Source organism: Lentibacillus persicus (assembly GCF_900112705.1).
In the GTDB taxonomy this organism is placed as follows: domain Bacteria; phylum Bacillota; class Bacilli; order Bacillales; family Amphibacillaceae; genus Lentibacillus; species Lentibacillus persicus.
On the sequence record NZ_FOMR01000001.1, the window covers coordinates 364,076 to 388,587 of the forward strand.

Below are 24,512 nucleotides of genomic sequence, written 5' to 3' on the forward strand. Positions count from 1 at the left end.
TGATAATCCCTCCAAATTATCCTAATCTTGATAACCATGTACCTTCTACTAAATCAAGGAGAAACGCCGATATACGCGGCATTAAACCTAAAAATAGAACCAGTCCCATAATTATCATAAGCGCTCCGCCTATTTTCATGATTATGTTACTGTGACGGACAATCCATCTCGTCGACCCAAGGAAAAATGTCAAAATTATGAAAGGTAATGAGAAACCAATCACATACATAATAGTATAAAATACGCCCTGACCGGGGTTGCTGGCAGCCAAAAGCAGAATAGACCCGAAAATAGGCCCTATACACGGCGTCCAACCGGCGGCAAAGCCAAGCCCAACAAAAAATGTGCCCAGATAGCCAGCCGACTTTTTCGAATAATGAAAACGTCTTTCTTTCATTAACCATGGAATATTAATCCATCCTGCAACAAATAAGCCCATCGCTATGATGAAAATTCCGGCAATTCGTTGAATCAATAAACCGGTATCGCCTATCAACAAGTTTTGCGCCCATTGTCCCAGAAATGATGCACTGGCACCTAAGCTGATGAATACCAACGAAACAGCCAGTAAAAAAAACAAGGAATGGCTTAACAACTGACGACGAATTTTGGCACTCTTATTTCCTTGCAGCTCTTTTACACTAATTCCTGTGATGTAGGACATATAAGCAGGAAATATTGGCAAAACACAGGGCGATAAAAATGATAATGCACCTGCTCCTATCGCTAAAAACATGCCAACAATCAACATTGTGTCCCCTTCAATTCCACCCATTGCTACCATCCTTTCTTAATTTGATATACGATTTATGGAAAGTTTGATGATGAAATACAATCCTATAAACCAGGAAGCATGATTCAACCAAACATGTCATATCTGCTATAAAAATAATTTAAGTAGACCATATGCACTGCGTTACAATATACAGCATACAAGTTCATTATGAAAGATTTATGAAAGTAACGCTTATATATTGTGTCGTTTATGTGACATTTCGAAATGTGTTTTTAAGCATTTTTGTATCGTTTGACAAAATACCGTTGCGGGTATAAAGTGGGTAGAGATTTTCTTGGAACAATAAATTCGATGACGTGATTAAAAAAATGAACGTATTCAATAAAATGTTTAAAGAGGTGATGTTCTTGACCGAGAAACGTTTTAATCTGAAGAATGCAGATAAATTAATAAGCGAAGAACGCAAAACGACATTGCAGCCTGAAAAAATCATTGATTATTTGAATGTCACGAGCGGTGACACAGTTGCCGACTTAGGTGCTGGTCCCGGCTTATTTGCGATTCCGCTTGCCAAACGGACTGAGCGTAATGTCTATGCAGTCGATGTTGAACCTGAAATGCTTAAGCGACTCAACGCACATGCAGCAGAAGAAAATATTGAAAACATTAAACCCGTTGTGAGTGATTTGGAGAATATTGACCTGGCCGATAATTCGGTGACCCGGATTTTAAATGCATTTGTCATCCATGAAGTTGGAAGTATTGATCAGACGATTGAGGAAATGAAACGAATTCTCGAACCGGGTGGCCAAGTGTTGCTTATGGACTGGGAGGCGGTTGAATCTGAGTCCGGCCCGCCGCTTGAAATCCGAATTCCTTCTGAAAAAATGGGAAAAATGTTGAAGGACCATGGCTTTGATATTTCAATACTTTATCCAAGTGCAGAACACTATGCCATTAAGGCATTAAAAGAGTAAGTACGGGGTAATGTGAATCTGACGTGTTCGTTAAGCTCATATACTATCAGTCTGTGATTCAACGTCTTTTCATTCGAAGAGGCGTTTTTTGTATTCTGAGGAAATCAATTTAAGAAAATGCGTTAAAATTCATGTAGAATATGCAGTGGGAAATGAACACGAAAGCGAAACAGCCTCATACAATATTAAAACGTGGTGATCGAATTGTATAATGTTTTATTAGTCGATGATGATCCGGAAATGCTGGATTTGCTCGCATTGTATTTAAAGTCTCACAATTATATGTGTCAAAAAGCGCATGGGTCTTATGAAGCTCTGACCTATTTCGAAACAAGGGTGTTCGATATCGTTCTATTGGATATTATGATGCCGGACATGGACGGCTGGGAACTTTGTCAGAAAATCAGACAGTTTTCCGATGTCCCGATCATTATGGTAACTGCCAGAAGACAGAACGAAGATGTCGTCAAAGGGCTGAAACTTGGGGCGGATGATTACATAACGAAGCCTTTTAATGAAGAAGTGCTGCTGGCAAGGATCGAAGCATTGCTCCGCAGACAGGGACCCGTGACACGTGTGGAACGAAATGGCCTGGTTTGGGATGAGAATCGCTACGTGCTTTTTTACCAAAATAAACCGATAAAATTAACGCCAAAAGAATTTATGATGGCAGGTTATTTTATGAAGCATCCGAATCAGGTTTTCTCGAGGGAGAAACTGATTGATCTGGTCTGGGGGTTTGATTCCAATACAACAGGAAGAACGGTTGATTCGCATGTGCGGAATATGCGGGAAAAGATTAATAGGGCCGGTTTTCCTATCGACGATTACTTCAAAACCGTTTGGGGAGTAGGATATAAATGGATTCAGTAGTGAACACTGAAACTGCAGAGTAGACTTTAATAGTGTACATATGTTTAAATTTACCTAAGGGGGGTATCGTACTATTGGGAACCTACAGCATGGTTGAAGAAAAGGAGGCATACTGATGACAATGAATGATAATGAAAATGATCGTACATATACGAAGGAAAAACATCAACACGAGCACCATGACCATTCATCTGAGCATGAAGACCACAGTCAGCATGCACATCAGGAACATGACCACCGCCATCACGACCACAACCATCATCACGATCCCAGTGGCGATCACCACGATGATGACCATCATGAACAGCATGATCATGGCAGTCATGGTCATCATGATCACGGCGATATGGTGAGTGATTTCAGACGTCGGTTTTACATTTCGTTAGCTGTCACGATTCCGATTTTAATTCTTTCGCCGATGATACAGAGTTTTATCGGAGTTGATTGGCGTTTTCCATTTGATCAATATCTCTTATTCACTCTTGCGACATTTGTTTTCTTCTATGGCGGCTGGCCGTTTATTACAGGCGGTATCAGTGAACTGAAGGAAAAAAATCCCGGCATGATGACGCTGATTGGTCTTGCTATTTTGGTGGCATACGGCTACAGTACACTGACGGTATTCGGCTGGGAAGGCAGTGACTTTTTCTGGGAACTGGCAACATTAATTGACATTATGCTGCTTGGACACTGGTTAGAAATGCGTTCAGTGATGGGGGCCTCAAATGCCCTTGAAGAGCTGGTTAAACTCATGCCGAATGAAGCACATAAACTGGATGACGACGATAATGTGACGGATGTGCCGACATCCGAACTGAAACAAGTGGATAATGTACTCGTGAAGCCCGGGGAAAAAATTCCTGTTGACGGGACGATTTATGAAGGCAGTTCTGCGATTGATGAATCAATGCTGACAGGTGAATCGGTTCCGGTGGAAAAAGCTGACGGTGATGAGGTCATCGGCGGGTCGGTCAATAAAGAAGGTTCGATTAAAGTGACGGTCAAAAAAACCGGTGACGATTCCTATTTATCCCAGGTCATTACGTTAGTCCGCGAAGCACAGGATTCTAAATCAAAGACACAGGATTTAACGAACCGTGCGGCGAAATGGTTGTTTTACATCGCGCTTGCATCCGGGTTTATCACGTTAGTTGTCTGGCTGTTGCTCGGCTATCAGTTTGATGTGGCACTGGAGCGTATGGTTACCGTTATGGTCATCACGTGTCCGCATGCGCTCGGATTGGCTGCACCGCTCGTCATTGCCGTTTCAACTTCTATTTCAGCCAAAAGAGGCTTGCTTATCCGCAACCGGGCCAATTTTGAAGGGGCTCGCAAACTGGATGCGGTTGTTTTTGATAAGACAGGAACATTGACCAAAGGCGAATTCGGTGTTTCCGATATTGTGCCAAACGAAGGCTACCGGGAAGATGACGTGCTTCTTTGGGCTGCCAGTCTGGAGCAGAATTCGGAGCATCCGATTGCATCCGGCATTGTCAGCTCTGCAAATGAACGAAATCTTGACCTCAAGAAAATTGATGCATTCGAATCGATAACGGGTAAAGGGATTGAAGGCACGATTGAAGGTAAAAAAGTCAATGTTGTCAGCCCCGGATATGTTGACAGTCATAATCTGGAATATGATAAAACCCGATTTAAGCAATTGTCCGAAGAAGGCAAAACCGTTGTCTTTGTGTTAGTGAATGATGAATTGACCGGCATGATAGCGCTGGCCGATATGGTCCGTGAAACTGCAAAAGAAGCTGTCGCATCCCTTAAAGAAAAAGGGATTGAGCCGATTATGCTGACTGGGGATAATCAAAAAGTTGCCGATTGGGTAGCGTCCAAGCTGGGCATTAAGCAAGTCTTTGCCGAAGTGCTGCCCGATGATAAAGCAAACCAGATAACGAAAATTCAACAAAAAGGTTTGAAGGTTGCGATGACCGGCGATGGTGTGAATGACGCACCTGCATTGGCTACTGCTGACCTCGGTATTGCGATCGGTGCCGGTACCGACGTCGCAATGGAGTCAGCTGATGTTGTCCTTGTTAAAAGTAATCCAAAAGATGTTGAATCGTTGGTGGACCTATCCGGAAAGACGTACCGCAAAATGGTTCAGAACCTGTGGTGGGCAGCAGGCTATAACATTGTAGCTATTCCGCTTGCGGCGGGTGTTCTCGCGCCAATAGGCATTGTTCTCAGCCCGGCAGTCGGAGCAGTCTTAATGAGTTTGAGTACCATCGTTGTGGCAATAAACGCCAAGCTTTTAAAAGCCTAGTTTATACAGTTTCAATCGAAAAAAACGAACGATGATGAACAAGCGATGCGCAGAATCCCCACTGCGTATTTCACCAATCCTTAACATCGTTCGTTCCTACCTTTTTTTATATGTTACTCAACAACTAATGTTGATGTCATGTCGTCGTGTCCATTGCCGCATGGGATTGAACAATAGATTGTGTATTCACCTGGTTCTTCAGGGGTGAAGGCTGCCTCTTCCCCGTCTTCAATTTCGACATCAAATTCATCAATCGCTGCGCCGTGCATACCTTCCTCATTGCTAAGCGAGATGGTTATTTCTTCACCGGCAGGTACTGTGAATTCGTCCTGACCGAACGAGAAGTTTGTAGCATTAAGATTTATTGCGTTTCCGGATGCGGCTTCACTTCCCTCATCACTGCCGGAACCCTCACTGTCATCACCGCCGCACGCTGCCAGAAACAATGCCATCCCCAGAGCGAGCAATACCAATATAACTTTTTTCATAATAGAAACCTCCTATGTAGTTTCGATTTTTTTGTTTCTACAATGCTTATTGTAATAACGAATTATCCATTTTCTGTGCAGCAAATGAGTCAAATCTATGAACAATTTAAAAGCATCATTAAACTTCTTGACAATTATACGCTAGGGGGGTATCCTATAATTAGAAATGAAAAGGAGTGAGGCTGTTGGGCGATTTCATGCACGATCACCCTGTAACACCCAGGACTGACACCGAAAAACAGGCGCTCGAGAATCGTCTGAAACGGATCGAAGGCCAGGTTCGGGGTATTCAAAAAATGGTTGAAGAAGATCGTTACTGTGTCGATATACTCGTTCAAATCAGTGCTATTAATGCCGCGTTGAAGAAAGTAGGCTTTTCAATCGGTGAGCGGCATATGAAGCATTGTGTCAGTGATGCTGTTCAAAGCGGCAATGGTGACGAGGCAATCGAAGAACTGATGGAGATTATGAAGCAATTCTCCAAATAGGGGGGATAAAGAATGCGTGAAACTGAACATGCAACACTGGGTGTGACAGGGATGACGTGTGCGGCCTGCTCGAACCGGGTTGAGAAAGTGTTAAACAAAATGGATGGCGTCGAAGCAAAAGTCAATTTGACGACTGAAAAAGCGTCGGTTGATTATGACCCTTCATCCGCCAGTGTTGATGATATAACAGCTAAAATCGAAAAGCTAGGTTATGGCGTGGAAACGGAAAAAGCTGAATTTGATGTTTACGGGATGACGTGCGCAGCCTGCTCGAGCCGGATTGAAAAGGTGCTAAATAAACAGACCGGCGTTAAACAGGCAACCGTTAACCTTGCAACCGAAAGTGCCGCGGTTGAATACAATCCCGGGCTGATGGAAACCGATGCTATTATCGGCAAAATCAAAAATCTTGGCTATGACGCTGCCGTGAAAGCTGACCAAGAGGATAAGCAGACACAGAAAGAAAAACAAATCCGGAAAATGAAATGGAAGCTGGTTATTTCGGCCGTGCTGTCAGCACCATTATTGCTTACGATGCTTGTGCACTTATTCGGCATGAATGTACCGAATATCCTGTTGAATCCATGGTTTCAATTCGCGCTTGCAACCCCGGTGCAATTCATTATTGGCTGGCAGTTTTATGAAGGTGCTTATAAAAATTTAAAAAACGGCGGGGCCAATATGGATGTGCTTGTAGCATTGGGTACAAGTGCAGCCTATTTTTACAGTTTATATGAAGCGATAAAGACGATAGGCAATCCGGAATATATGCCGCATCTGTATTTTGAAACGAGTGCGATTTTAATCACCCTCATTTTATTCGGTAAATATTTGGAGACGAATGCGAAAAGCAAAACAACCGTTGCTTTATCGAAACTTCTGGGCCTTCAGGCAAAACAGGCGCGTATTGTCCGAAACGGTGACGAAACAATGGTGTCTGTGGAAGATGTGGCGGTTGGTGATCGTCTGATCGTTAAACCGGGTGAAAAGTTTCCGGTTGACGGTCTGGTTGTTAAAGGCAAGACATCAGTTGATGAGTCAATGATTACCGGTGAATCAATCCCGGTTGAAAAAGATGCGCAATCAAATGTCATTGGGTCAACCATCAATAAAAACGGCACCATTGAAATGGAAGCCACGAAGGTCGGAAAAGATACGGCACTTGCTTCGATCGTTAAAGTTGTGGAAGATGCACAAGGGTCCAAGGCACCGATTCAGCGGCTCGCGGACGTTATTTCGGGCTATTTTGTTCCGATTGTCGTCGGCATTGCCGTTCTGACGTTTATCATCTGGATCTCATTTGTGCAGCCCGGCGCATTTGAACCGGCTTTGGTCGCGGCAATCGCCGTTCTTGTTATAGCCTGCCCGTGTGCGCTGGGACTTGCGACACCGACGTCCATTATGGTGGGCACAGGAAAATCCGCAGAATCGGGCATTTTATTTAAAGGCGGTGAGTACCTCGAACGCACGCATCAATTAAATGCGATCGTTCTGGATAAAACAGGCACGATAACGAAAGGCAAGCCGGAAGTGACGGATTTTACCGGTGATAATGAAACATTGATGCTTTTGGCCAGTGCGGAAAAAGGTTCTGAACATCCGCTGGCTGAAACCATTGTTGCCTATGCTATTGAACATGATATCCCGTTAACCGATGCTGAGTCATTTGAAGCAATACCGGGCAAGGGTATCAAAGCGACTGTCCAGGGCAATCAAATACTTGTCGGCACACGAAAACTCATGCAAGAAAATAGCATTACCTTCAGTAGTAGAGAAAAAACACTTGCCGGTTATGAAAGTGACGGTAAAACGGCTATGCTGATTGCCGTCAATGGCCAGTTCAGTGGCATCGTAGCCGTGGCTGATACAATTAAGGATACGGCCAACGAAGCAATCAGTCAGCTGCATGAACAGGGACTGGAGATGATTATGCTGACAGGCGATAATGCACGAACTGCGCAGGCTATTGCGAAACAAGTCGGTATTGACCACGTTATCGCACACGTTTTACCTGAAGAAAAAGCGGATAAAGTAAAAGAGATACAGCTTCAGGGCAAAAAGGTCGCGATGGTGGGGGACGGTATCAATGACGCACCGGCACTCGCGGTTGCAGACATCGGCATTGCCATTGGAACAGGCACCGAGGTAGCGATTGAAGCAGCAGATGTGACAATCCTCGGGGGTGAGTTGCTGTTATTGCCGAAAGCGATTGCTATCAGTCAAGCAACCATCAAAAATATCCGGCAGAATCTGTTCTGGGCGTTTGCCTATAACAGTGCCGGCATTCCAATCGCTGCTGCCGGACTTCTGGCTCCATGGATTGCCGGCGGCGCCATGGCACTAAGCTCTGTAAGTGTCGTATCCAACTCACTCCGTTTGAAGCGTGTTAAACTATAGGTTAGAAATGTGCTGCTGTAGAGCAATTTCATCCACAGAGGCAGCCAGCTTTTAAACTAAAATTTTACAAAAGGGGAGATATTATCATGGAAACAACCTTGAATGTACGCGGCATGACATGCGGTCATTGTGAAAGTGCGGTCAAAGGAGCACTGGAAGATGTAGAAGGTGTACAAGGTGTTGAAGTAAGTCTCGATGCCGGGACAGTCAACGTTATCTATGACGAGACAACCGCTAATATCGAATCAATGCGCGAGGCAGTTGAAGAGCAAGGCTATGACGTTGTCGTCTAATCAGACGCGATCGTAAAGCTGACCGGTTCCCATCTATTTGGGAGCCGGTTTTTTTTATGTCATTGACTTTCCATGAATAATTAATAAGCCATATTGAGAAAATACGAAGAGTCATGTCGATGCGCCTGACTAAAGGGTCAATAAATGTAAGACACTATGCTACTTAACACCTGTGATGATGAAAGGAGCGGGATTTATGGCGTCAAATAACTGGGGGTCGGAAAATGACAAGAAGTTTGGGAAACAGATTTCGGAACATCAGCAGAATCTAAAACTTAACTCAGCTGAATTAAGTGACTTGTGGTCAAATTACATTGGAGATTCTATGTTTATCTGTATATTCGAGCATTTTCTTGAGCACGTGGAAGATGACGAAATAAAAGATCTGTTGTTATTTAATGATGGTATCTCAAAAAGGCATGTTAACACGATTTCAGCTATGTTTGTTGAAGAAGGAATTCCCGTCCCTACTGCGTTTGGAACTTCAGATATTTATAAAAATACGCCGCGCCTGTTTGACGACACATTTATGTTATTTTATATCCAGCAAATGGCAATTGGTGCGTTTGGGCAGTATTCAAGAGCCTTATCGAGCTCAATTCGTCAGGATGTGCTGGACTTTTATCGTCAAGGTATCCAGGAATTGAACGAAGTATTCGAAAGGTCAACACACCTGCTTCTTGATAAGGGTTTTATCATGAAACAACCGAGAATTCCATATCCAACCCACGTAGAGTTTATTGATAAAAAATCGTTTAACAATTTTATTACTGGAAAAAGCCGGCCGTTGGCAGGTATTGAAATGAAATATCTAAATTTAAATATTGCAACAAATGTGCTTGGAAAAGCTATCATGATGGCGTTTGCTCAAACAGCTTCTTCACAAAAACTGAGAAATTACTTTAAAAACGGGTGGGAACTTTCGGATAAACAGATAAAACAGTACAGGGCACTGCTGGAGAGTAATAATATACCGGCACCGATGACAATGGATCCGTATATAACAGATTCAAAAGTCCCTGTGTTCAGTGACAAACTAATGACGTATCATGTGCTCCTCGCAAATCAATTAGGCGTTGAAAATCTCGGAATAGCAATGTCGCGGACAATTCGACACGATATCTCTGCAAAATACGCCAAATTTATCGGTGAAGCCGGATTATTTACGAGTAAAGCACTCGACATGATGGTTCAGAACGGATGGCTTGAACAACCCCCATTGGCATTCGATCGAAATAACGCCGTCAAAAACCCGGAACAGTAATCTTGACTTTATCTTATCAGTCTTGAAATGAACAAATTAATTTTTGGGTGCCAAAAAACGAGGAGGTATATTTATGGCGAAAAATAATGAAAATGATTCGGCCAATCAGCCTAATCAGCAAAACAAAAAAAGTGAACAGCTTGACCAGTATCGGAAGGATCACAAAAACGCCAAACTTACAACAAACCAGGGGATGAAAGTTTCGGACACAGCCGATTCGCTTAAAGCTGGTGAACGCGGGCCCACCTTGATGGAAGACTTTCATTTCAGAGAAAAGGTGATGCACTTTGATCATGAACGTATTCCCGAGCGCGTTGTGCATGCGAGGGGATTCGGGGTGCATGGTGAATTTCAAGTCTATCAGCCGATGACCGAACTGACGAGCGCGAAGTTTTTGCAGGATCCGTCGGTTAAAACACCTGTATTTGTCCGTTTTTCAACGGTTGTTGGGCAACGTGGTTCAGCGGATACAGTAAGAGATGTGCGCGGTTTTGCAACGAAATTTTATACCGAGGATGGCAATTACGATCTCGTAGCCAATAACATCCCAATATTTTTTATACAGGACGCGATAAAGTTTCCTGACCTTGTACATGCGATTAAACCTGAGCCGCATAATGAAATACCCCAGGCGACTGCAGCACATGATACATTCTGGGATTTTGTTGTGAGCAACCCGGAAAATGCCCACATGGTCATGTGGCTGATGTCTGACAGGGCAATACCGCGGAGCTTTCGCATGATGGAAGGATTCGGCGTTAATACGTTCAGATTTGTCAATGCCGAGGGAAAGGGACGGTTCGTGAAATTTCATTGGAAACCGCTTCTTGGCACACATTCACTGGTTTGGGATGAAGCACAAAAATTGAATGGAGCAGATCCCGATTTTCACCGCCGTGACTTGTGGGACGCTATAAATCAAGGCGATTATCCCGAATTTGAATTGGGCGTGCAAATTTTGGAGGAAGAAGATGAATTTGCATTTGATTTTGACATCCTCGATCCTACAAAGTTCTGGCCGGAAGAACAGGTGCCTGTCCAAATCATCGGTAAAATGACGCTGAACAAGAATCAGGATAATTTTTTCGCGGAAACCGAACAGGTGGCATTCCATCCCGGTCATCTCGTACCGGGAATTGATTTCAGCAACGACCCGCTGCTGCAGGGACGGCTGTTTTCCTATCTCGATACCCAGCTGCTTCGTCTGGGCGGACCGAACTTTCACGAGATACCGATCAACCGGTCTGTTGCGCCTGTTAAAAATAATCAGCGGGAAGGTTTTCACCGGATGGCTATCGATAAGGGGGCAGTCGCTTACTCAGCCAACTCATTGAGGGCAAATTCACCTGAGCCGGACCTTGAACAAGGCTTTAAACATCACGCTGAAAAAGTGGAAGGGCGGAAAACGCGTAAACGCAGTGAGAGTTTTGAAGATCATTATCGGCAGGCAACCCTTTTCTGGAATAGCATGTCGCTTCCTGAAAAAAGCCATATTATTAAAGCATTTCACTTTGAAGTAGGGAAGGTGAAGGATAAGACGATAAGACAACGTGTTGTGGAGATGTTTAACAACGTCGATGGACAGCTCGCATCACAAATCGCAACAGGCATTGGTGTCAATCCACCGGAAAATCCTGGCGGCAGTGGTGAGACCGCTTCATCACCTGCTGTAAGTCAAGAAAACACAGTAAAAGTGGCGGTAACACGAAAAGCAGGGATTTTGATTGAAAACGGGTTTGATATGAATGATGTTGTTCAAATGACAACAAAATTGGACAGTGCTGGTTTAAAATACGATATCATCAGCAAAAATCAAGGTATGATCACTGCATCAGACGGGAAGCAAATTGAAGCGACTAAAAGTTACGCCATTACCAGTTCGGTCATGTATGATGCCCTTTACATTCCCGGTGGAAAGCAGTCAACTAATCAGCTGCTGACACACAAAGAAGCGAAGATGTTTGTGAATGATGCGTTTGTGCATGCTAAAACAATAGGAGCGGCCAATTCCGGCGTTGACCTGCTTATGACGTCAGACATCAAGCAAATAACGTTTGCTGATACGAATGTACCGAATACGGTCGTGACTGATTTGGGGGTTATCTCAATACGCGAGTCAAACGATTTGAGTGCGTTTTCGCAGGAATTCATCGACAATGTTGCCCAGCATCGTCATTGGGCGCGGGAGAATCAAGATGGGAAAATGAGCGGCTGATCTCATTTGATGAACTGAGTTAAAAACTAACTAACGTTTGATGCGGCTTGAGGAAGTATGGTTTATCCAGGCACCTGAGCCGCTTCGAACGTTTGAAAATAGGCGGGCCACATTCAGAATATAGTAAATCGGTCTTTTTCTCTATAAAGCCCTCTGAAGCTATCTTAAAATTTTAGGGGAATGAAAAATGCATATACTTATTGCTTTGTCGGTCACTTTAGCTGCCTGGCGATGGGCAGATTGGGCACGTTTCGAAACGTTTCATCCAACGATCCTCTATATTGTGTCCATGGACTTATTATATTATTTTTTTACATATGATTATCAGCTTTGGATATTCCGTTCAAATTTAGGTGTTCCTGAAGAGGTGGTTGATCTCTTGCACACATTTATCGTTCTCCCGGGTGCAACAATGATTTTTCTGTCCAAATTTCCTGCTGAACGCATTTCTGCAATTTTCTATACAGCCAAATGGGTGTTTGTTTTCTTCAGTATTGAGTGGGTGTTCCATCTTTTTAATTTAATTCAATATGACAACGGCTGGTCACTCGTATGGTCTGCAATTTTTTTAATCGTGATGTTCCCCATGCTCATACTGCATTGCAAGCGCCCGCTGATTGCTTATGGGCTGTCGGTGGTTGTTATTGCATTATTACTTATCATCTTTAATGTGCCCTGGCTTTATTAAAGTAATCAATTGTTACGGGAGCTGTTAAAATGGAGATATTTTTACTCTGGCTCTTTCTCATTTCAGGCCTGGTTCTAACAGGCATATTATTAACAAAACGACCACTCATACAGTGGCTGTTATGCTTTTTCATCGCAGCATATTTTGCCAGCTTTCTGGGTGACTTGGTGGCTAAAGCGGGGATGCTTACCTATCCGGTTAAATTATTCCCTCAGCTTCAGTCAAGTGTGCTTTATGAATATTTGCTGCTGCCGCTAATTTGTGTAAGGCATGTCCAGATAACGTACCAATCGTCCTTTCTTAAATGGTGTTTGTATGCTTTTTTTTACAGTGGCGTAGTGACAATTGTTGAAGTGTTGTTGGAAAAATATACTGCGCTTGTTCATTTCATCAACTGGAACTGGTTGTATTCGCTAATAAGTGTGATGTTTTTTATAGTGGGTATCCGTTTGTTGATGTGGTTAATAAATACAGCTCGAAAAAATAGTAATTCTCCGGGCTGATTAAAGATTCACGGAATCCCGGAGATGTACTAATAATGCCGGGATTTTTCTTATGATAATTCAAGGGCCGTTCGGACCTATTTCAGCCTTCACAATGAGCGATGCGAGGCTTAGAATTTCTCTATACTATTTCATGAAGAAATGGTAGAATAATATTCCAATAGGCAATTGAGTTTTAGAAAGGACTGCTACATGAAAAACTTACGTCATGAAGCTCTGCTATATGAAGAGAAACGTGCAACCATATGGTTTTTATGGTTGTTTTACATAATCTTTTTCGTCTATGATATTACTTACTATTACATATTGCCCGCAACGCCGTGGAGCATTAATACGCCTGCGCCTAATACAGGTCTTAATATAATATTTTATATAATCATACTTAGTGTGTTACCAATTTCAGTTCATTTTATGAAAAGACAACGACCTGAGCTGGTTAAATACATCCTTTTTATTACCTATACCTTGATGAATATATTCAATGATTTATGGCTGTATTGGGGTGACGGAACGCCGTACGCCAGTGGCAACATTGCCGAGATTGTAATTGTCTTATTTTCGCCGCTATTTATTAATAAACGTTTTTTTTATACTGTGTTTATTGGAACTGTTCTAAAATTTGCTGTAATTGGTTTGGTGCTGCAGGATGCGATTGTTATTTTTCCAATGCTTATGGTCATTGTGACCGCTATGATCGCTTTCTTCCTTCTGTACCGTTTCTTGAATTATGTTGGTGCTTTAAAAGATTCCTATCGAAAACAATTGGAAGGCATTGTTAAAGGTGTTATCGCCACATTAGAATTAAAAGATCCATATACACGCGGACACAGCGAACGCGTAGCTAATTACGCGCTGATTATGGTCAAGGCAACAGGGCAATTTAACGCCGACCAGTTAACACCGATCTATTATGCGTGCTTGCTGCATGATATAGGCAAAATCTATATTTCTGATACGATTTTAAGCAAGCACGGTACATTAACTGAAAAGGAATTTGAGATTATAAAGGAACATCCCGAGATTGGTGCAAAGGCTGTTCAGGATGTGGAAGGCATCTCCGATTATATTGATATCATTCTTTACCATCATGAACGCTGGGATGGCAAGGGGTATCCGGAAGGGTTAAAGGGAGAGGAAACACCACTATTAGCGCGTATTACAGCTATTGCGGATGCGTTTGACGCCATGACCTCATCAAGGTCATACCGGAAAGCACTGTCTTTTGAAGAAGCGTACGAGCGCATCATTGCCGAAAAAGGTACGCAATTTGACCCTCAATTAGTTGACATATTTACGAAAATCTTCCCTGAACTGGAACGCTATTCCCGCGATCGTAATAATGGAGGAATCAAGCAATCCCTTTATTGAAGGGGGGTGGAAGCATGAAAATCCGCAAGCTTAAAAAAATTAAAGTAACATGCTGGTGGTGCTGGTGGGCAATGAAATAAAACCTGAGCAAGTACAGCTGCAAGGATGCTGGGATCTAACTTCTAGCATCCTACTATCTACAGACGAAACGGGGTCTGACCCTTTTAATGATATGAAACTAACCTTTAATACGACATTAACCCTGCATCCGCTGCAAATTCATCCGGACCGAAAACATTATATCGTTGAAGACAGCTTGTCCGGTGACTATTATGAAATGCCACAAGTTTGTATTGATGCCATTGAATTACTGAATAAAGGCAAAACATTAGGTGAAATCGAAACAGCTTTGATTCATGACTACCCAGAGGAAGCGGTCGAACTAATTCCGTTTGCAGAACAGTTGGTCGAGTTAGGATTGGTCAAAGAAATCGATGGTGAACAGGTGGGACAGAAAAAGAAAAACCATGCGCCGTCAGGGCTGGAGTGGGTTCCTGTTCGGGCAGGCACGTTCTTTTTTAATGCCATAACTGTCAAACTGTATTGGGTCTTTTTCGTGGTAAATATTATTTTCGTAGTATGGAATCCTTGGCTTTTGCCAAGTTATGCGGATATATTTCTGTTTGACTCGATGATGATGAGCATGGCGGCTTATTTAATTATTTCCCTCGTTCTTATTATCATTCATGAGTCGGGTCATATTTTAGCCACCCGCGCACATGGGTTACCTGCAAATCTGGAAATAGGCCACCGATTATTTCTGGTTGTATTTGAGACGGATTTAACACCAGCCTGGAAGTTGACGCCGAAACAACGCAATCGACTCTATTTTGCAGGTATGTCGTTTGAACAAGTCATTCTCTTTATTGCTTTTTGCTTTATATTGTTTGTACCGTTTGAAGACGCGTTGTACATAGGAATAATGAAACTTGTCGTATTCGATTTATTCGTCAAGTTTATTTATCAATGCTGCTTTTATATGAAAACGGATATGTATTATGCCGTGGAAAATTTAAGCGGCTGCTACAATCTAATGGAGAGAGGCAAGGCATTCTTAAGATCTCGGATTGGTAACGAAGATAACGGCGATTATCAGAACGAAGCAAAAACCGTCAAGTACTATAGTGTGTTTTATCTTTGCGGCATTATGCTAATGGCTGGATTGTTTTTCCTGTTCTTTCTGCCGCAAGCATTGTTTGCGTTTTCTGAGAGCTTCCGTCACATCATGAATTACACAGTTACAAGCCCTTATTTTTGGGATGCTGTCGCGTTCTTCACACAGGTGTTCTTGATGCTTGGTTTGTTGTTGTATGGCATTTTGAAACATAAAGCAAGCCGGTAAGTAAATCGAAAAATAATCGGTTTCCAAGGTACAGACAGCTCTGTATCTTTTTTTTATTCTTTAAGCAATAAATGCTGGTTTAAAGCGTGTTAAAACTGTTCATGCTAATGACAAAAATTAATTTCAGAGGTGATTTGATTGAAATGGTCAACATATGTCGGTCTGTTTTGCGTCATTTTTGTGGCAGGTGTCCTCCTTGGCGTAACAGCATTTGTTACAAATGAGATTGAAGATACACTTGAGGAAGGTTTTCAACAGGAGCGACCACAGAACGTTGACCATTCAAATACCATAAGGATGTATAATATGTAACATAAAATCAAAGGTTAATGACACGACTTATTTTCTCGACACGGAGGCGACTTTTATGACCGATTCAAACCTGCATAACGAATTACAACAGGCGAGCCGGCAGCTGCATGAGGCTCAGGAAACTGCGAGGCTGGCACAAGGTTCGGACGAACAGCTTTTTGATGAGGCAGAACAGCAACTGCAGCAGGTCGAACGTTTATTGCAGCAAGCTCGGCAGGCGGGAAGGGAAGCAACGGAAAATCCGCAGTTTCAGCAGGCTTATGAGCAGCTGCATGACACACGTCAGCAACTGCAGGAAGCACAGCAAAACAATCATGATGTGCTGTAAAATCAGCTTATGCTCTTCTTCAATCACAGGCGGGGAAGTGAGCATTGTCTGTGATTGAAAATCCATGTTAAGAGCGGGTACCATCGCTTTTTTGGCTCAAATGGTCACAAAATCCGCTCAAGTTCACAAAATTCCGCTCAAATTGATACAAAATCGGCTCAAGTTCACAAATTTCCCGCTCAAATAATCACAGTTAAAGAGGCATCCGACGACCGCTGATTGAAGACTCAGGTTACACTTGTTTCATCACACCGCGCCGCGCGAATACTAACAGAACAACGGCGGTCAATCCCTCTGCGAATGGAAGGGCCAGCCAAACACCGGTTGTTCCGAGCCAGGCCGGCAGAACAATCAGGGCAGCAATCAGCAGAATAACACCGCGGGCAAGTGTGATGCCGATTGATTGCTTTATTAAGGCGATTGATTGGTAATACGTCATGTATACAAAGTTGACCCCCATAAATAAATAACCAATGAAAAAGAGCCTGATGCCCTTTATGGCAAGCTGCCGTATCTCTTCGGTTTCCACACCGAATATCGAAACAAGACTTCCCGCGGCAATCCAGCCGATGGCGAGAAATAAGACCCCGATACTAATTCCGGTAAGTTCTGCAATTTTAACGGTCGCTTTGATTTTTTCATACTTTTTTGCTCCATAATAAAAACTGATCATTGGCTGAATCGATGTCCCGATACCGATAAACGCCAGAAAAACGAACGTGTGTAAATAGTTAATGACCGAAAATGCCGCAAGTCCGGTCGTCCCCGCATAATACGCCAGCGCAATATTGTATCCGACCACGAACAGACCGGTTCCTGCCTCAGATAGAAAGTTGGGAAACCCGAGTTTGCCAACTGTTACGACATCGTCTTTTTTCCACTTCAGCCGCACGAATTTCAATCCGGCGTCTTTTTTGAGAAAGTGAAACGTATAAACCATTAAACCTGCAGCAGTTGCAATGACAGAGGCGAGAGCTGCACCTGTGACTTCCATTTCCAATATAAAGATCATCCAGTAGTTCAATACAATATTGAGTAAAGCTGAAATGATCAGCCCGCTCATCGCCAGCTTCGGACTGCCGTCATTGCGCACAAAAATACTGAGTGCTGCTTCCCACCCTACAATCGGCGCCCACATAAATATGATTTTCAGATAATCAACTGTATACTGTAATGTCTCATCATTTGCCCCAAATAGCCTTGCCAAGGATTCGGCGGCAAGATAACCGGTTATTCCGATAACGGCCATTATGAGCGTTGTTATCACCATTGAAATCGAGAAAACTTGTTTTGCCCGGCCAGTGTCCCGTTCGCCGGTCGTGATGGAATAAAGCGTCCCGCCACCGACACCGATCAGCAGCGAGACGGATATAAGGATTGACCAGACTGGCACCGCGATGTTGACACTTGCAAGTGCAATTGATCCCACACCATTGCCGACAAAAATACCATCTATGACAATATTTGCTGACATAAGCATCATCCCAATCAGGGTAGGGAAGAGGTATTGAAAAAAACTTTTTGTGACGCTTTGGTTTAAAAGTCGTTGTTCGGCTATACTCATGACAATTCTCCTGGATTAAGGTTGTACATCTATTTTATAGTTTTGCTGAATGGAATTCCATCATCATTGTGTGTACAATTTAACATGTAGCACGATCCATATATATAGAAATGGAAAATTACTGCAGGAGATGATTGCATGGATTTCGATAAACAACAGTGGCCGGCCAAGTTTGATATCAATAAACTTGTTACAATTCCGGAAGATATTGAAAAAATCATTCAAGGTGATAAAACAGCTGTGCGGCGCAATGATCGCTATGCCGACCCGGGTGATAAACTTGAACTGGACGGGCATACCGTAATCGTTGAAAACGTGTATCCGCAGAAGCTTCGTGATATTTCAGACGTCGATGCCCGGCAGGAGGGTTATAATAGCCTGAAGGAGTATAAACAGGGTATTACCAGCATTCATGGTGAAGAAGTCTGGGACTCTGACTTGATTGTCTGGTCACACATATTGCACACTGTTCAGAAGGGGTGATATCGTATGGAAAACTATTCGATTGATCCAAGTAAGGGGCTTGAATTCGGACTTTATACATTAGGCGATCATTTGCCGGATCCCGGAACGGGCGAACGAATTTCAGCGCGTCAGCGGATAAATGAAATTATTGAACTGGCGAAACTGGCTGAGCAAGCGGGTATTGATTTCTTCAGTGTTGGGGAAAGTCATCAGGATTACTTTGCCACGCAGGCGCATTCTGTTGTTTTGTCAGCGATTGCCCAGGCAACTGAGAAAATCAAAATTTCCAGCTCTTCAACGATAATCAGTACGCTTGACCCTGTGCGTGTTTTTGAGGATTTTGCAACAATCGATCTCATTTCAGGCGGACGTGCTGAGATTGTTGCGGGACGTGCATCACGGGTAGGTGTATACGATTTATTAGGTTATGATTTGCGTGATTATGAAGAGCTTTATGAAGAAAAATTCGATCTCTTGAACAAGATTAATGAAGAAGAAGTGATTAATTGGAGTGGCCAATTCCGGGCACCGCTCAGGGATGCACGCGTTATCCCGCGTCCGTTGAACGGTTCACTGCCGATTTGGCGGGCGGTAGGCGGAACACCTGCCAGCGCCATTAAAGCGGGTTTTGCCGGCGTACCGATGTATATGGCGCATCTGGGTGGGCCGGTATCAGCGTTTAAGCGCACGGTTGATGCATACCGTGAAGCATTGCAGCAAAGCGGTTATGATCCGGCTGAGCTGCCGGTAGCCACGGCCGGTTTTTTCTATGCTGCGGAAACAAGCCAGGATGCTTTAAGGGAGTATTATCCCCATATAAATGAAGGCATGAAGCGGACAAACGGCCAAGGATTTCCGAAGCAAGGCTTTGCTCAGGCGCAGGACATGCGAAGTGTCATTAACGTCGGCAGCCCGCAGCAGATTATTGAAAAAATCCTGTATCAGCATGAACAGTATGGTCACCAGCGCTACATTGCCCAAATGGATTTTGGCGGCGTGCCGTTTGATAAACTGAAGAAAAACATTGAACTGATTGGTAAGGAAATTTTGCCGGCGGTTAAAAAACATACTGCTAAATAAGGGGGGTCTGACCCCCCAGGGCACTTCGACGATGGGTTGTGTGTTTGTGAGTGATAAACAGGATAAGTATATAAAGCAAAATAGTCGAGGTACCAGCCAACTCCGTCTTTTCCTGGCGTTTTTTCGTGTAGGCGTTCTCGGATATGGCGGCGGACCTGGTTCAATACCACTCATACATAAAGAAGTGGTTGATCGCTATCAGTGGCTTAGTGATGAGGATTTCGGTGATATTTTAGCTTTGGCGAACACGCTGCCGGGTCCAATCGCGACTAAACTGGCTGGTTATATCGGCCAGCGTGTTTCCGGCGTTTTGGGCATGATTAATGCAATTCTGGCTGTCATTATGCCGACTATTGTCCTCATGATTGTTCTGTTAACATTCCTTTCATCAATCAGTGAATTTGATTGGGTCAGCGGTATGACAGCTGCTGTCATACCGGTCGTCGGCGTGATGCTGGGCGTGTTGACGTGGCAATTTTTCAAAAAAGCTGGCGATGGCATCGGTTGGATTAAAACGATTCTGATGAGTGCCGCGGTATTAGTATTACTTGAGTTAGCCGGGGTGCATCCGGGAATTATAATTGGTGTATTGATTATTTTAGCGCTGGTCAGAAGAGACGGGAAACCTCAGGCAGAAGGTGAGGGCTCGTGATGGTGTACTGGAATATTTTCATCGCATTTTTTATTCCGGGAATTCTTGGTTATGGCGGAGGTCCTGCATCAATTCCGCTCATCGAAAATGAAGTTGTTCAGCGCTTTGAATGGATGTCAGTAAAGGAATTCAGTGAAGTGCTTGCACTCAGCAACTCACTGCCGGGACCGCTCGCAACGAAAATGGCCGGCTATATTGGCTATGAAGTCGGAGGTCCAATCGGTGCTGTTGTGGCCATATTTGCAACAGTGGCACCATCACTGCTTTTGATGATTTTACTGCTTGGATTTTTATATAAATACAAGGATTCGCCAAAAGTCAAACGTCTTACGTTGTATGTACGCCCGGTTATAGCCATTTTGCTCGGCTTGATGGCGTGGCGTTTTTTTGCTGATTCGTATCAGGGTATCGGCTTATGGCAAACCGCTTTCTTAATCGTTGTCAGTTATTTGTTGTTGGAGCGGCTGAAAATTCACCCTGCTTTTGTGATTTTAGGAACGCTTGTGTATGGCGGATTCGTTTTATAAAAGCCCTGTTATCGTGGATCGCGATGCGGGGTTTTTGTTTGAAAAACGGTATGATCCGCTGCGGATTTTGATCGCCGAAAGTTAGTTGACAGTTTAATAAATATTTCTTACAATCATTATATGAACATATGCTAATATAACCACTTAATGCTAACCATTATAGATGGATTTATTTTCGTATAAGGGGGAATTGTAATGGATGAAAAGCAACAGCCGGATAACGATACGTACGAAGACCTGGATGAAGAAACGTTGTTTGTCGTTTCACAAACATTTAAGGCATTGGGGGACCCGACCCGAATTCGAATTCTTCACTTGCTTTTTTATCAGGAATATTCCGTTAATCAGATAGCTGAGAATCTGGATTTGCGGCAATCAACGGTTTCCCATCAGCTCAGATTTCTGAAAAATTTGCGTCTGGTTAAAAATCGCCGGGACGGTACAACGCTTTACTATTCGCATGACGATGAGCATGTTATGACTCTTTTAAATCAAACAATTAATCACGCAACACACAGTTGATGCCATGTTGCATATTAATATATGAACAGATACTGTTATATGGAGTGGGAGGTTTTTGAATGGCACATGATCACAGCCATGACCACACACACGGGGCCAATAAAAAAGCGCTGTTATTTAGTTTCATTATTATTGCCACTTATATGGTTGTTGAAGCGATTGGCGGCTTTTTGACGAATAGCCTTGCTTTATTGTCAGATGCCGGTCATATGCTGAGTGATGCTGTGTCGCTCGGTGTCGGCCTTTTAGCGTTTAGATTGGGCGAAAAAGTTGCCAGCTACCATAAAACGTTTGGATATAAGCGGTTTGAAATTTTGGCCGCAGTCTTTAACGGTGTAACGCTTATCGTCATTTCCATATATATTTTTTATGAAGCGTATCAACGCTTTATGGATCCCCCGGAAGTCGCCTCGACCGGTATGTTGATTATTGGCATAATCGGCCTGATTGTCAATATCGTGGTAGCGTGGGTGCTTATGCGCGGCGATACGCAAGAGAACTTGAACCTCCGGGCAGCTTTTCTTCATGTCATCGGTGACTTGTTTGGTTCAGTTGGTGCTGTGACGGCGGCAATTTTAATTATGTCATTTGGATGGGGATGGGCTGATCCGCTGGCAAGTGTTCTTGTTGCTATTCTTGTGCTTATTAGCGGATGGCGTGTCACCAAAGATGCTGTGCATGTATTAATGGAAGGCACTCCGAAAAATGTTGAACTGGACGACATTGTCCAAACAATTGAAGAACTTCCGGAAATTATTTCCATTCACGACTTACACGTCTGGAGTATTACAAGCGGGGAAAATGCGCTGTCCTGCCATGCTGTTGTCGATGGCAAGCTCTCGGTACATGACAGCCAGAAATTGTTGCACATGGTTGAAGAGAGGCTGGAATATAAAGGAATCGGTCATGTAACCGTACAAATGGAAAGTGAGGAACATTTGCATGAGGAATCCTTGTTTTGCCGGGTTGATCCCGGACATGGGGGATAAGTTTATTTACAAGTTAACGTGTGAGAAAAAAGCTTATGGAATCGCTCCATAAGCTTTTTTATGCCTGGTTTTAGTAACCGCCGTAGCCTCTGCCAACGTATGCACTGCCCACGATGATAAGCAGAATGAACAGAACAACAATCATGGCAAAGCCACCGCCGCTTCCGTATCCTTCACTCACTAATAACACCTCCTTAGCAGAGATAGTGTTATACTATGCATAAATGCAAATGTAGTGTGGATTACCATCTATTTTTTGGGAAATATGCCTTGCATTGTTTAGTAGAATGAACCTAAATGTATTTTGGGGAGGGACAGTATGACGTGGAATTTATATAATCGATTGATTGAGGGTTATGACTGGTCATATGATAGCGATGGTGTATCCGGTGAGCGGCTGGCGAAGCGGCTTGATGCAATTGCTCAAATTGGACTGACGAAAGAGGCTGGGTCGCATCGACCGGGGTTTTCCTTGGAAGAAAAAGAAGCGAAAGAACTTGTTGCGCAGTGGATGCGTGAAGCAGGATTAGATGTGCGGCATGATGGAGCAGGCAATGTGTTCGGGCGTCTGGCCGGGAAAAACGATGAAAAGCCGGCACTGCTGAGCGGCTCCCATCTTGACAGTGTGCCAAACGGCGGCCATTTCGACGGGCCATTGGGTGTTCTTGCCGCGCTGGAAGTGGCCGAAGCGTGGCGGGAGACAGGATTCCAGCCTGAACAGCCATATGAAGTCGTGGTCTTTACAGATGAAGAAGGCAGCCGGTTCAATGGCGGTTTCCATGGAAGTGAAGCCGTTGTTGGTAATGTTGATATCGAAACGAAATTAAACCTTACTGATTATAATGGCGCAGACTTTTCAGAAGTGCTGGAAGAAGTCGGCTTAAGCGTAGACGGTTATGTGGGAGCTGAACGAAGCGCTGAAGAGATCGAAATGTTTGTTGAGGTACATATTGAACAGGGGAAGCAACTGGAACGCGAAAACCTGCCATGCGGAATCGTGACAGGGATCGCCGGCCCGTGCTGGCTTGAGTTTACATTTACGGGTGAAGCGGGGCATGCCGGCAATACACCAATGGAAGACCGGAAAGATGCTCTTGTTGCTGCCAGTGAGTTTATCGGAGCTGTCAATACACTGCCTGCAGGAATCAGTGAAACGGCGGTGGCAACAGTCGGGAAAATTGACAATACGCCAAATGGTGTGAATGTCATACCGGGCAGTGTGACACTTTATGTTGATATACGCGACATATTTAAAGAAACACGCGACGAGCTTGTGACACAGGTTTTAGCAATGGCGGACAAAGTTGCTGAAAAACATAATGTCAGCGTAAGCCATGATGAAAAGATGCGTGTCGCACCGGTCCCTATTAACAAAGACCTGCAAAAACTTTTGGCAGCATCTTCTCAAGAAAGAAATATCACGCCTTATTATCTGCCAAGCGGAGCAGGACATGATGCTATGATTATAGGTGCCAAATGGCCGGTCGCTATGTTGTTTACACAAAGTAAAGACGGCACCAGCCACAACCCGGACGAGTGGTCCGATTTAAATGATTGTGTACAGCCTATTCACGTATTAAAAGATTTTTTGGAAAAAGCTTCAGACGGCTGAGCGGCATCCAAAAAAAAGCGGACTTCCTTATCAAAGTGAAAGTCCGCTTCTTTGTTATTAGCACCACGCTGCGCCTACGATTATCAGCAGAATAAACAATACGACGATCAGCGCGAAACCACGGCCGCCGCCATGACCATAACCACCGCCATAGCCGCCATAGCCGCCGTAGCCGCCACCGCCGAAACCTGGTCCTCCATAGCTGGCCCCGGCTACTTGGCCGCCGCCATAGCCACCGCCATAGCCACCGTGACCGCACCCTTGATTACATCCAAATCCCATTTGCAGTCCTCCTTAAAATTTATTTTTTACTTTTATTAATAGCCAACGTAAGCAACGCCTACTATAATTAACAGGATGAATAGAACGACGATCAAGGCAAAGTTACCGCCGTAGCCTTTGTAGTCACTCATTCCAAAACACCTCCATAACCGTTTGTTACTAATATATGTAGGTGAAATGCAGATTGATATGGGTACGTCCCCAGATAAAAGGATTTGGGCTTGATTCAGCTTCGGAAAATCTGCTTTGAATTAGACAAACACCTTTTCAAT

General features: G+C 43.8%; 27 protein-coding genes. 21 read left to right on the top strand and 6 right to left on the bottom strand.

Going from position 1 to position 24,512, the window contains the following annotated elements; genetic code table 11:
* Window positions 1-16: 16 nt before the first annotated feature.
* Entirely contained in the window at window positions 17-775 is a 759-nt protein-coding gene (locus tag BMZ22_RS01885; protein WP_090080469.1) for a cytochrome c biogenesis CcdA family protein, read from the bottom strand.
* Between the two features lie 317 nt (window positions 776-1,092).
* Between BMZ22_RS01885 and BMZ22_RS01890 the strand changes: the two genes are divergently transcribed.
* The 3 genes from BMZ22_RS01890 (at window position 1,093) to BMZ22_RS01900 (ending at window position 4,861) form a co-directional block, all read left to right on the top strand.
* Window positions 1,093-1,713 (top strand): class I SAM-dependent methyltransferase, encoded by a 621-nt coding sequence (locus BMZ22_RS01890; protein WP_245745132.1) that lies wholly within the window; start codon window positions 1,093-1,095, stop codon window positions 1,711-1,713.
* A 204-nt stretch (window positions 1,714-1,917) separates the two neighbouring features.
* Window positions 1,918-2,586, top strand: coding sequence for a response regulator transcription factor (locus BMZ22_RS01895; protein ID WP_090080471.1), 669 nt, complete (start codon window positions 1,918-1,920; stop codon window positions 2,584-2,586).
* Between the two features lie 121 nt (window positions 2,587-2,707).
* Complete coding sequence (locus BMZ22_RS01900) at window positions 2,708-4,861, top strand: heavy metal translocating P-type ATPase (protein WP_090080627.1); 2,154 nt, start codon at window positions 2,708-2,710, stop codon at window positions 4,859-4,861.
* A 113-nt stretch (window positions 4,862-4,974) separates the two neighbouring features.
* Here the strand turns inward: BMZ22_RS01900 and BMZ22_RS01905 are convergent, their stop codons facing one another.
* Window positions 4,975-5,349 carry a cupredoxin domain-containing protein gene (locus tag BMZ22_RS01905; RefSeq protein WP_090080473.1) on the bottom strand — a complete coding sequence of 125 codons (375 nt, stop codon included), beginning with the start codon at window positions 5,347-5,349 and terminating at the stop codon, window positions 4,975-4,977.
* Between the two features lie 197 nt (window positions 5,350-5,546).
* Between BMZ22_RS01905 and BMZ22_RS01910 the strand changes: the two genes are divergently transcribed.
* The 11 genes from BMZ22_RS01910 (at window position 5,547) to BMZ22_RS01955 (ending at window position 16,547) form a co-directional block, all read left to right on the top strand.
* Window positions 5,547-5,837, top strand: coding sequence for a metal-sensing transcriptional repressor (locus tag BMZ22_RS01910; protein WP_177183330.1), 291 nt, complete (start codon window positions 5,547-5,549; stop codon window positions 5,835-5,837).
* 12 nt (window positions 5,838-5,849) lie between these two features.
* Entirely contained in the window at window positions 5,850-8,234 is a 2,385-nt protein-coding gene (locus tag BMZ22_RS01915; RefSeq protein WP_090080478.1) for a heavy metal translocating P-type ATPase, read from the top strand.
* A gap of 86 nt (window positions 8,235-8,320) precedes the next feature.
* A complete protein-coding gene (copZ, locus tag BMZ22_RS01920; RefSeq protein ID WP_090080480.1) occupies window positions 8,321-8,527 on the top strand; it encodes a copper chaperone CopZ in 207 nt (68 codons plus the stop codon).
* Between the two features lie 196 nt (window positions 8,528-8,723).
* Window positions 8,724-9,791: a DUF3231 family protein gene (locus BMZ22_RS01925; RefSeq protein ID WP_090080482.1), complete on the top strand. Its 1,068-nt coding sequence runs from the start codon at window positions 8,724-8,726 to the stop codon at window positions 9,789-9,791.
* A gap of 73 nt (window positions 9,792-9,864) precedes the next feature.
* Window positions 9,865-12,006: a catalase gene (locus BMZ22_RS01930; protein WP_090080484.1), complete on the top strand. Its 2,142-nt coding sequence runs from the start codon at window positions 9,865-9,867 to the stop codon at window positions 12,004-12,006.
* Between the two features lie 187 nt (window positions 12,007-12,193).
* On the top strand, window positions 12,194-12,694 hold the full coding sequence (locus BMZ22_RS01935; protein ID WP_090080486.1) for a CBO0543 family protein: 501 nt from the start codon (window positions 12,194-12,196) through the stop codon (window positions 12,692-12,694).
* Between the two features lie 29 nt (window positions 12,695-12,723).
* Complete coding sequence (locus BMZ22_RS01940; RefSeq protein WP_090080489.1) at window positions 12,724-13,197, top strand: CBO0543 family protein; 474 nt, start codon at window positions 12,724-12,726, stop codon at window positions 13,195-13,197.
* A 192-nt stretch (window positions 13,198-13,389) separates the two neighbouring features.
* Window positions 13,390-14,565, top strand: coding sequence for an HD-GYP domain-containing protein (locus tag BMZ22_RS01945; RefSeq protein ID WP_090080491.1), 1,176 nt, complete (start codon window positions 13,390-13,392; stop codon window positions 14,563-14,565).
* A gap of 49 nt (window positions 14,566-14,614) precedes the next feature.
* Entirely contained in the window at window positions 14,615-15,907 is a 1,293-nt protein-coding gene (locus tag BMZ22_RS01950; RefSeq protein WP_245745136.1) for a peptidase, read from the top strand.
* Window positions 15,908-16,045: 138 nt separating this feature from the next.
* A complete protein-coding gene (locus BMZ22_RS16850; RefSeq protein WP_177183326.1) occupies window positions 16,046-16,219 on the top strand; it encodes a hypothetical protein in 174 nt (57 codons plus the stop codon).
* A gap of 55 nt (window positions 16,220-16,274) precedes the next feature.
* On the top strand, window positions 16,275-16,547 hold the full coding sequence (locus tag BMZ22_RS01955) for a hypothetical protein (RefSeq protein WP_090080493.1): 273 nt from the start codon (window positions 16,275-16,277) through the stop codon (window positions 16,545-16,547).
* Between the two features lie 232 nt (window positions 16,548-16,779).
* Here the strand turns inward: BMZ22_RS01955 and BMZ22_RS01960 are convergent, their stop codons facing one another.
* Window positions 16,780-18,111, bottom strand: coding sequence for an MATE family efflux transporter (locus tag BMZ22_RS01960; protein WP_090080495.1), 1,332 nt, complete (start codon window positions 18,109-18,111; stop codon window positions 16,780-16,782).
* Window positions 18,112-18,249: 138 nt separating this feature from the next.
* Between BMZ22_RS01960 and BMZ22_RS01965 the strand changes: the two genes are divergently transcribed.
* The 6 genes from BMZ22_RS01965 to BMZ22_RS01990 all read left to right on the top strand — a co-directional run bounded on the left by BMZ22_RS01965 (window position 18,250) and on the right by BMZ22_RS01990 (window position 22,346).
* Window positions 18,250-18,594, top strand: coding sequence for an ASCH domain-containing protein (locus tag BMZ22_RS01965; protein ID WP_090080497.1), 345 nt, complete (start codon window positions 18,250-18,252; stop codon window positions 18,592-18,594).
* 6 nt (window positions 18,595-18,600) lie between these two features.
* Entirely contained in the window at window positions 18,601-19,656 is a 1,056-nt protein-coding gene (locus BMZ22_RS01970) for an LLM class flavin-dependent oxidoreductase (RefSeq protein ID WP_090080499.1), read from the top strand.
* Window positions 19,657-19,702: 46 nt separating this feature from the next.
* Entirely contained in the window at window positions 19,703-20,308 is a 606-nt protein-coding gene (locus tag BMZ22_RS01975) for a chromate transporter (RefSeq protein WP_245745138.1), read from the top strand.
* Window positions 20,308-20,835 (top strand): chromate transporter, encoded by a 528-nt coding sequence (locus tag BMZ22_RS01980; protein WP_090080503.1) that lies wholly within the window; start codon window positions 20,308-20,310, stop codon window positions 20,833-20,835. The genes BMZ22_RS01975 and BMZ22_RS01980 overlap by 1 nt, the downstream gene beginning before the upstream one ends.
* A gap of 195 nt (window positions 20,836-21,030) precedes the next feature.
* Window positions 21,031-21,357 (top strand): ArsR/SmtB family transcription factor, encoded by a 327-nt coding sequence (locus BMZ22_RS01985; protein ID WP_090080504.1) that lies wholly within the window; start codon window positions 21,031-21,033, stop codon window positions 21,355-21,357.
* 59 nt (window positions 21,358-21,416) lie between these two features.
* A complete protein-coding gene (locus BMZ22_RS01990; protein WP_090080505.1) occupies window positions 21,417-22,346 on the top strand; it encodes a cation diffusion facilitator family transporter in 930 nt (309 codons plus the stop codon).
* A gap of 70 nt (window positions 22,347-22,416) precedes the next feature.
* Here BMZ22_RS01990 and BMZ22_RS01995 read toward each other — a convergent pair whose 3' ends face one another.
* Window positions 22,417-22,527 (bottom strand): YjcZ family sporulation protein, encoded by a 111-nt coding sequence (locus BMZ22_RS01995; RefSeq protein WP_090080506.1) that lies wholly within the window; start codon window positions 22,525-22,527, stop codon window positions 22,417-22,419.
* 138 nt (window positions 22,528-22,665) lie between these two features.
* On the opposite strand from BMZ22_RS01995, the gene BMZ22_RS02000 reads away from it, so the two are divergent.
* The gene (locus tag BMZ22_RS02000; RefSeq protein ID WP_090080508.1) at window positions 22,666-23,958 is read left to right on the top strand and encodes a M20 family metallo-hydrolase; all 1,293 of its coding nucleotides are present in this window, start codon (window positions 22,666-22,668) and stop codon (window positions 23,956-23,958) included.
* Window positions 23,959-24,015: 57 nt separating this feature from the next.
* Here the strand turns inward: BMZ22_RS02000 and BMZ22_RS17340 are convergent, their stop codons facing one another.
* Complete coding sequence (locus BMZ22_RS17340; RefSeq protein ID WP_090080511.1) at window positions 24,016-24,240, bottom strand: YjcZ family sporulation protein; 225 nt, start codon at window positions 24,238-24,240, stop codon at window positions 24,016-24,018.
* Between the two features lie 35 nt (window positions 24,241-24,275).
* The gene (locus BMZ22_RS02010; protein ID WP_090080513.1) at window positions 24,276-24,371 is read right to left on the bottom strand and encodes a YjcZ family sporulation protein; all 96 of its coding nucleotides are present in this window, start codon (window positions 24,369-24,371) and stop codon (window positions 24,276-24,278) included.
* Between the last annotated feature and the right edge of the window lie 141 nt (window positions 24,372-24,512).